The 7701-nt window shown below is 41.2% G+C and carries 10 protein-coding genes; 4 read left to right on the forward strand and 6 right to left on the reverse strand.

The features are described 5' to 3' along the window. Window position 1: 1 nt before the first annotated feature. Both AWW72_RS01265 and AWW72_RS01270 read right to left on the reverse strand, forming a co-directional pair. Window positions 2–877 carry an SDR family oxidoreductase gene (locus tag AWW72_RS01265; protein ID WP_062846180.1) on the reverse strand — a complete coding sequence of 292 codons (876 nt, stop codon included), beginning with the start codon at window positions 875–877 and terminating at the stop codon, window positions 2–4. Between the two features lie 14 nt (window positions 878–891). Next, on the reverse strand, window positions 892–2697 hold the full coding sequence (locus AWW72_RS01270) for an acyclic terpene utilization AtuA family protein (RefSeq protein WP_062846181.1): 1806 nt from the start codon (window positions 2695–2697) through the stop codon (window positions 892–894). Between the two features lie 195 nt (window positions 2698–2892). Between AWW72_RS01270 and AWW72_RS01275 the strand changes: the two genes are divergently transcribed. From AWW72_RS01275 to AWW72_RS01290, 4 genes are all read left to right on the forward strand, one after another. Then, window positions 2893–3492, forward strand: a complete 600-nt coding sequence (locus AWW72_RS01275; RefSeq protein WP_005226741.1) for a TetR/AcrR family transcriptional regulator — start codon at window positions 2893–2895, stop codon at window positions 3490–3492. 11 nt (window positions 3493–3503) lie between these two features. Further along, window positions 3504–3887, forward strand: coding sequence for a DUF2750 domain-containing protein (locus tag AWW72_RS01280; RefSeq protein ID WP_062846192.1), 384 nt, complete (start codon window positions 3504–3506; stop codon window positions 3885–3887). Between the two features lie 21 nt (window positions 3888–3908). Next, the gene (locus AWW72_RS01285; RefSeq protein ID WP_062846182.1) at window positions 3909–4418 is read left to right on the forward strand and encodes a GNAT family N-acetyltransferase; all 510 of its coding nucleotides are present in this window, start codon (window positions 3909–3911) and stop codon (window positions 4416–4418) included. 64 nt (window positions 4419–4482) lie between these two features. After that, window positions 4483–4887 carry a YbbD-related protein gene (locus tag AWW72_RS01290; RefSeq protein WP_062846183.1) on the forward strand — a complete coding sequence of 135 codons (405 nt, stop codon included), beginning with the start codon at window positions 4483–4485 and terminating at the stop codon, window positions 4885–4887. 16 nt (window positions 4888–4903) lie between these two features. Here AWW72_RS01290 and AWW72_RS01295 read toward each other — a convergent pair whose 3' ends face one another. The 4 genes from AWW72_RS01295 to AWW72_RS01310 form a co-directional block, all read right to left on the reverse strand. Further along, window positions 4904–6067, reverse strand: coding sequence for an acyl-CoA dehydrogenase family protein (locus AWW72_RS01295; RefSeq protein ID WP_005259676.1), 1164 nt, complete (start codon window positions 6065–6067; stop codon window positions 4904–4906). 133 nt (window positions 6068–6200) lie between these two features. Next, complete coding sequence (locus AWW72_RS01300; RefSeq protein ID WP_062846184.1) at window positions 6201–6764, reverse strand: DUF4256 domain-containing protein; 564 nt, start codon at window positions 6762–6764, stop codon at window positions 6201–6203. Between the two features lie 22 nt (window positions 6765–6786). Further along, window positions 6787–7134 (reverse strand): GFA family protein, encoded by a 348-nt coding sequence (locus AWW72_RS01305; RefSeq protein WP_062846185.1) that lies wholly within the window; start codon window positions 7132–7134, stop codon window positions 6787–6789. A gap of 89 nt (window positions 7135–7223) precedes the next feature. Further along, window positions 7224–7616, reverse strand: a complete 393-nt coding sequence (locus AWW72_RS01310; protein ID WP_004775677.1) for a putative signal transducing protein — start codon at window positions 7614–7616, stop codon at window positions 7224–7226. Window positions 7617–7701: the final 85 nt, after the last annotated feature.

Raw genomic sequence — 7701 nt, forward strand, 5'->3', positions numbered from 1 at the left:
TTTATTCTCCATCTGTTTTGAATATGTCTGGAATAAAAGCACGATGGAAACCATTAAAGGCTTCATTATTGGTCGCATCTGCCAATGGATACATGCGTGTGCCTTGTGAAGCAGCTCCATCGATGCGGAGTGTTACCCCTGATACAAAAGCAGCAGCATCGGAGAGTAAATAACAAATCGCAGAAGAAATTTCTGACTCTGTACCCATACGTTTTAACGGGACATTGCTCGCCAGACTTGGAATAATCACTTTGGCAAAATCACCACTATAGTTATCCATGCCCGAAGAAATAATCCAGCCAGGTGCGACCGCATTGACACGCACACCTGACTTCCCCCATTCAACCGAAGCAGTTTTGGTGAGGTTATCGACACCTGAACGTGCTGCACCTGAATGGCCCATACCCGGCATACCGCCCCACATATCTGCGGTCATGTTGACAATGCTGCCACCATGTTTTGCCATCCACTGATTATAGGCTTCACGCATCAAGTAGAAGGTTGAATGCAGGTTATTACGAACCACCGCATCAAAACCATTGGCAGAAATATTTTCAAGCGCAGAAGGAAATTGTCCTCCTGCGTTATTCACTAAACCATCGAGTTTGCCGAATTTTTCAATGACTTCAGCAATCATGTTTTTAACTTGTTCTTCATCACGGTTATCACAGACGATGAAATGAACTTTGCCGCCATCTTCCAGAATTTCCTGACTGACCTTTTCTAATTTTTCAACTTTACGTCCCGTAATCACAACTTGCGCACCTAAGGATGCCAACTCATGTGCCGTACAGCGGCCAATCCCTGAACCACCGCCTGTCACGATAATCACTTTGTCAGCAAATGCATCTGCCCTAAAAATTGATTGATAACCCATGTTTACATCCTTACTTATTTTTCTAACAGTTGTGCTGGTACTTTCACCGGCATATCCAATAATTGCTGTGCAAAAGCTTTACCTTGTGGATCGATCCGCAAGCTGGCAATCCCACCACCACCCAAAGCATTTTCCAGCATGAAATTCAGCGCATGCATCTCAGGTAATTCATAACGAATCACTTTTGATTTTTCAAGATCTAAAACATGCTGCATATACGCGGCAACATTGGCTTCAGTCAGTGCTGCACGAATCCAAGGTAAATATTCCGCTTGGCGTGCAATCACCCCGATATTGCTATGATTCCCCTTATCGCCACTGCGTGCATGCGCCACCTCAATCAAAGGCACTTCAACTTCATCACCTTGATAGGTTGCCACTTCACCAACGGGATGTAGCTCGACAGTTGGTGCCTTTTGCCCCGTAGGAATCTGTACAGGGTAACGCTGTCCCGCAAAATCGACTTCGACTTTCAGTTGATCTTTATCAATCAAAAATGAAAATAATTTCACTACTGCCGATGCTTTAGGACGGCCTCCGACAATCCCTGCCAATGCAGGTGCCATGCCCGTTGAAGCTTGGGCAATTTCAGAAGCAAAGAACATACAAGCTTCTTTAAACAGATGTTTGACCGCGATTTTGACCACGACTTCACGGCTGTCTTTGATTCGGGCGTGTGTGCCATAGGTACTTTCAATCCCGAGAATCTCGACTGACTTTTCACTAAACGGAGGGACTGATCGTAACGCCAATACCCGTTCACATTTATTCAGAATGGCATCGGCAATCATTTGGGCTTTTTCTGATGCTTCACGACCAGCAATTAAGAAACTGACTAAAACTCGGTAGCCATCAGCATATGTGGCACTGACTTTATATTGTTGAGTTGGTGCACGACCTGTGGCACCAGTCACCTTGACTCGATGTTCGCCCACCTGTTCTAAATGGACTTGACTAAAATCAGCAATCACATCAGGTAAAAGATAGGCTTGCGGATTGCCAATCTCATAGACAATTTGCTCTGCTACAGTCGCACTTGAAACAAGCCCACCTGTCCCTTTCGGCTTGGTCACGATGAATGATGCATCAGCACTGACCTCTACGATTGGAAAGCCCATATTGTCAAAGCCTTGAACTAGACGCCAATCAGTAAAATTTCCACCTGTACATTGCGCACCGCATTCAATCACATGCCCTGCCAATGAGCCTTGTGCTAACTTGTCATAATCCTCAAGTGACCATTTATACTCATGCAATAATGGTGCAAGCACAACCGCTGAATCGACCACACGACCTGTAATCACAATATCTGCTCCTAAGTCGAGCGCATCGCGAATCGCAACAGCGCCTAAATAGGCATTGCTACTGGCAACATGTGCAGGCAAGGCATCGCCATTAAACATTTCTTGAATATCTTGTTTTAATAATTCGGCATGCTTGGGTAATACATCATCTCCCAATACCACAGCAACTTTTAAATCCAAGCCTCTTTCATCAATGATTTTCTGTAAGGCATCACGACAAGCCAGCGGATTTACCCCACCTGCATTACTAATCACTTTAATTTTTTTCTCAGCAATTTTATTGATCAGTGGCGACATGACACGACTGACAAAATCCAGTGCATAACCATGACTTGGGTCCATCATCATCGCCTTCGCCATAATCGACATGGTAATCTCAGACAGATAATCAAAGACCAGATAATCAATATCACTTAGGTGTACCAACTGAAATGCAGCGGTATTGGTATCGCCCCAGAACCCTGATGCACACCCGATTTTGACTACCCTCTGGTCATCCTGTTTGACACTTGTCATGCGCTTTCTCATTGTTATTGCTAAAAACGCCTTAACATTACCAAGCAAGTGCTTGGTTTGTAAAGTGCATAATGCTATGCTGTATTGGCAAAAACAGTCAAACGCAAGCAACTGCTTGTTATAAAAAGATAAGACAATGCATCAGATGAATTTTGTTACAATGTACCTCAGCTTAAATAGGATAGACGGATAGGCATGATCGCAACTTCAATTGAACAAATCCCCAAAATTGTTTGTTTTGATGACAGTCCTCGTGGACGTTTATTGCAAGGTGCGGCCTATCTTTTTTATAAGCAGGGTTATGACAAAACCACGGTTCGTCAACTCGGTGAGTTTATTGGAATTCAATCTGGCAGCTTATTTCACCACTTTAAAAGTAAAGATGAAATTCTGGCGACAGTGATGGAACAAACCATCATTTATAACTTTGCCCGCTTAAAAGAAGCGGCTGAACGCTCAAGCGATCCTGAACAGCAATTACGCCACCTCATCAAAGCTGAATTATTATCAATTGCTGGTGATACAGGTGCGGCTATGGCGGTACTTGTACATGAGTGGTTTGCGCTATCAAAGGAAAAACAAGACTACCTTCTAAAAATGCGTAATGAATATGAGCAAGTTTGGCTGGATGTGATTGAAAAATTACGTGCTCAAGGCAAAGTGAAACACGATGCTTTTATTTGGCGTCGTCTGCTCGGTGGCTCGATTTCTTGGACGGTGACATGGTACAAACCCGAGGGTAAAGTCAAAATTGATGAGTTGACTGAAATGGTTTGGGAAATGGCTGTGAAATAATGGGTTATCGAATGCATCCTAAACAAATTGAAAATATATTTTCTTTAACGCCTAAACAACGTTATGAGCATTTTGTTTCAAAAGTATGTGACTGGGAAGAACTCTGGATATTAGAAGATGAACAGGCAAATTATCTTATCCTTACACCTCAAGAAAATTTAGAATACTTACCTGTATGGCCACATGCTGACTACGCGGCCTCCTTCCTTGAAGTTTATCCTTCTTTCACACCAACTAAAGTCGATCTGAATAATTTTATCGAAAAATGGTTACAGATTCTAAATGATGATGGTATAAAAATTGGGGTTCTACCAAATTTAGATATTTCTGTTTGGATTATAGATCCACTCGACTTAAAAGAAGAGTTAGAAAATGAGTTAAAGCAATACAAATAAGCCAAATATAGAAAGAAGAGAATGCAGCATATTTATTTACGTAAGCCTCAACTCACTGATTTAGCCGAAATTAAACATGCATACTCAAATAGTATTCATCTACATCAGCCGTGGACCTATCCGCCAACTGATTTTGAACACTATCTCGCTCAAGAACATCGTTATTTTGTCTGCTTGAAAGAAAATCATGCCATTGTTGGCACCTTTAATATCTCGAATATTATTCGTGGTTATTTCCATTCTGCTTATTTAGGTTATGAAGCTTTTTCTCCTTATGCAAGGCAAGGCTATATGCGACAAGGGCTACAACTGGTTTTAAAAGAAGCATTTCAAACCCTGAATCTACATCGACTAGAAGCCAATATTCAACCAGACAATCTACCCTCTATTCGCCTTGTCGCAAATGCTGGTTTTATAAAAGAAGGCTTCTCCCGCCAGTATCTACGAGTCGGTGGAAAAGAATGGAAAGATCATGAACGTTGGGCAATTTTAAATTCGGATTGGACAGATACGAAATATCAAGCCTTTTAATCGTTGAGATATCTGATGTATTCAGTTAGAAATAAGCTGATGCCAATTCTTTAGCCGAAAATATATGCAACGCATAATCTTGATTTTACTTTCCAGCCTAATTCTCGGCTGTACTGATGATAGAGTGACAACCAAGTTTACAGATTTGCAGCATGCGAAAGCTGAACATGCATTTGAACGTGGTTGGTTACCTCCAATTTTACCACCGAGCACAAAAAATATTATTGAAATAAATGATTTAGATCTAAGCAGAGGTGATGGCTCTTTTACCTTTTCATCAACAGATCTCAACTATTTTAGCGCTCAAGGTGCCATCCCAATTAAAATCAATAATGCGACCCGAGGTAAAAAGAAAGAAATGCAGGATCAGGGATTCCAGTTTTTGGTCTATGCTCAGGGTTCATCGATTTGGTATATCGCAGTTCATCCTGAGGGAAAAGGAGCTTATTGGATTGAACCCATACAATAAGCTCCTAGCGATCAGTTTAATAACCCAATTGTTTACTAATTAAATCTTTCATAATTTCTTCTGCGCCACCACCAATCATATTTACCTTCACTTCACGGTAAATACGTTCGGATTTAGTACCGCGCATAAAGCCCATTCCACCTAACGTCTGTACTGCCGCATCTGCACAGAATTGCATGGTTTGAGTAGCAACATTCTTCAGCATACAAATCTGGGCAATTAGTTCACTGCCTTGCAATTCTGGCTTACCCAAGCGATAAGCAGTATCCTCGAGTAAAGCACGGGTTGCAGTCAATCGAGTTGCCATATCTACCAGCTTATGACGCATCACCTGATGATCAACCAACCTCTTGCCAAAGGTTTGACGTTGCTGTGCCCAATCCAGTGCCTCTTCATAGCAAGTCAAAGCAAAGCCATAACTACTAGCTGCAAGGAAAAAACGCTCCATATTGAAGTTATTCATAATCACCAGAAAGCCCATATTCTCAGGGCCTAACAAATTGCTTGCTGGCACTTTAACGTTATCAAAATGCAAATGCGCGGTATCTGATGCCCACCACCCCATTTTGTCCAGTTTCGTTTTGCTGATCCCTTCACTATGGGCATCAATCAACAGCATGGATATACCGTTTGCCCCTTTCGCATTTGGATCAGTACGCACTGCCACTGAATAATAATCTGCTCGCATCCCTGAAGTGATAAAGGTCTTTTCTCCACTTACCAGAAAATAATCGCCGTCTCGGACAGCTTTGGTTTTAAGTGCTGCCACATCCGACCCACCACCAGGCTCCGTAATCGCTAATGCCGAGATCTTTTCACCTGATAAAATCTGTGGAAGTACGTGAGATTTTACCTCTTCATTTGCAAAATGCTGGATCGGTGGCGCGCCAATCGTATGTGAAAGTAAAGAAGCAGCTAAACCACCTGATGCACATTTTGCCAGCTCAATAGAAGCTAACAGGGTATAAAATGCATCTGTTCCCGCAACCCCACCATATTGCTCTTCAAACCCGAGTCCCAACAAACCAATATCTGCGGCTTTCTTATAAAGCTCTCTGGGAAAAGTCTCACTTTCATCCCACTCATTGATAAAAGGTGAAATCTCTTTTTCTACGAAACGTCGAATACTCTTGGAAAATTCAAGATGCTGCTCGTTATAGTACAAAGGATTAAGGTGCATATCTGCTTCCTAGCAATTATTCATCATTGTTTATTGAATGAGCACTAAAGTAGCAAAACCAGAAAAACCAAGCAAGCGCTTGGCAAAATTAAAAGTTAAAAAATACTTAGAAAAGCCAGTGAAAACGAGAAAACTATATTGTTAATCGGCCGCGAAAGCCACGAGTCGCATAGTAAGATTGCGCACCATTGTGATAAGTAAAGACTCGACCATAACGACTATCACAAAAAATTGCACCGCCCAATTTACGCACATCTTCTGGCGTTTTGACCCAACTTGAGGTTTTTAAGTCAAAATGCTCAACAGACTGTAACTGTCTATATTCTTCTTCTGTTAACAACTCAATTCCGATGGCCTCTGCCACCTCAACCGCATTATTTTGTGGTTTATGTTCCTTACGCGCATCTAAAGCAGCACGATCATAGCAAAGGCTTCTACGCCCTTTTGGTGTTTCCATAGCACAATCATAAAAGATAATTTCAGATGATTTTGAATCCAATGAAACTACATCTGGCTCTCCACCCGTATCTTCCATTTGATTAAGGGACCATAACTTTTCTGGCTGCTGCTGTAATCGTTCTTCAATATCAGACCAACTCAGATATTTGTGACGATGCATATTTTTTTCAAAACGAGTCTTTAATATCTCTAATAGTGCATCAACTGCTGCGGGATCTAACTTTTTATTCTTAGTCATTTTTATACTCTAAATTTTATGGCTACACCGAACGGCCATCAAAATGATTGACCTTGATGCTTTCCAAATCCAGATCATCAATACAACGCACATTGATTGCACATATCGAAACTCCTTTTGGATCAGTACCTATTGCGTAGGGATGAATCCCACAGTCCTTACAGAAATGATGCTCGATTACATGCTTATTGAATTGATAAGTCGCTTGTGCGTCCTCTTCAACAGTAATTTCGACTTCGCTTTTCGGTAAAAACCAGAGCAAAGAGCCTTTTTTCTGGCAAATTGAACAATTACAAGATAATGCTTCAGTCAGTTCACCCTGTGCAATGAAGGTAATTTTTCCGCAATGACAACTTCCTTTGTATTCCATCTTTTTTCCTTTTTTAATTTTCTATCTATTTTTACAGCACGACATGCATAAATTCAAATCTGGTTCTGTTAATCGATGCTTATGCAAACTTAAGTCCAGAAATGTTGGCATTGTTGGCACTTAGTTCCATGTTTATATGAAAATAATGGGAAACCCAGCAATAAGAAAACAAAATATGCAGGCCTCTTCCCTTCCGTATAAGGCTTTATATCTGTGCTTCCACAATTAGGACAGCATTCACTTAAACCAAACTCTTGTTCTAATTCCTGACTAAAATCTTGTGCTAGTAGGGCTTGTGCTTCTTTCAAATAACTTTCCGGAACTAATAAACGAACACCACCCAATGCATTGGAATAAAGCCAATCCATATTAATGGTATGTTCATTTTCAATACGGGCAGGAATTTCGGCGGCTTCCAATTGTGTTTTAGCAATTTGTGCTTCATAAGGAAATGAAAAGCTTTGTACAACAATCCAAGTCATATGAGAAAGCTCTTAAAGGATTCAGTATATAAAATTTCACGCAATAAAAAACACCCCCTCTGCGTAAGCGGAGGGGGTGTTTCTA

The organism is Acinetobacter sp. NRRL B-65365 (assembly GCF_001605865.1).
In the GTDB taxonomy this organism is placed as follows: domain Bacteria; phylum Pseudomonadota; class Gammaproteobacteria; order Pseudomonadales; family Moraxellaceae; genus Acinetobacter; species Acinetobacter vivianii.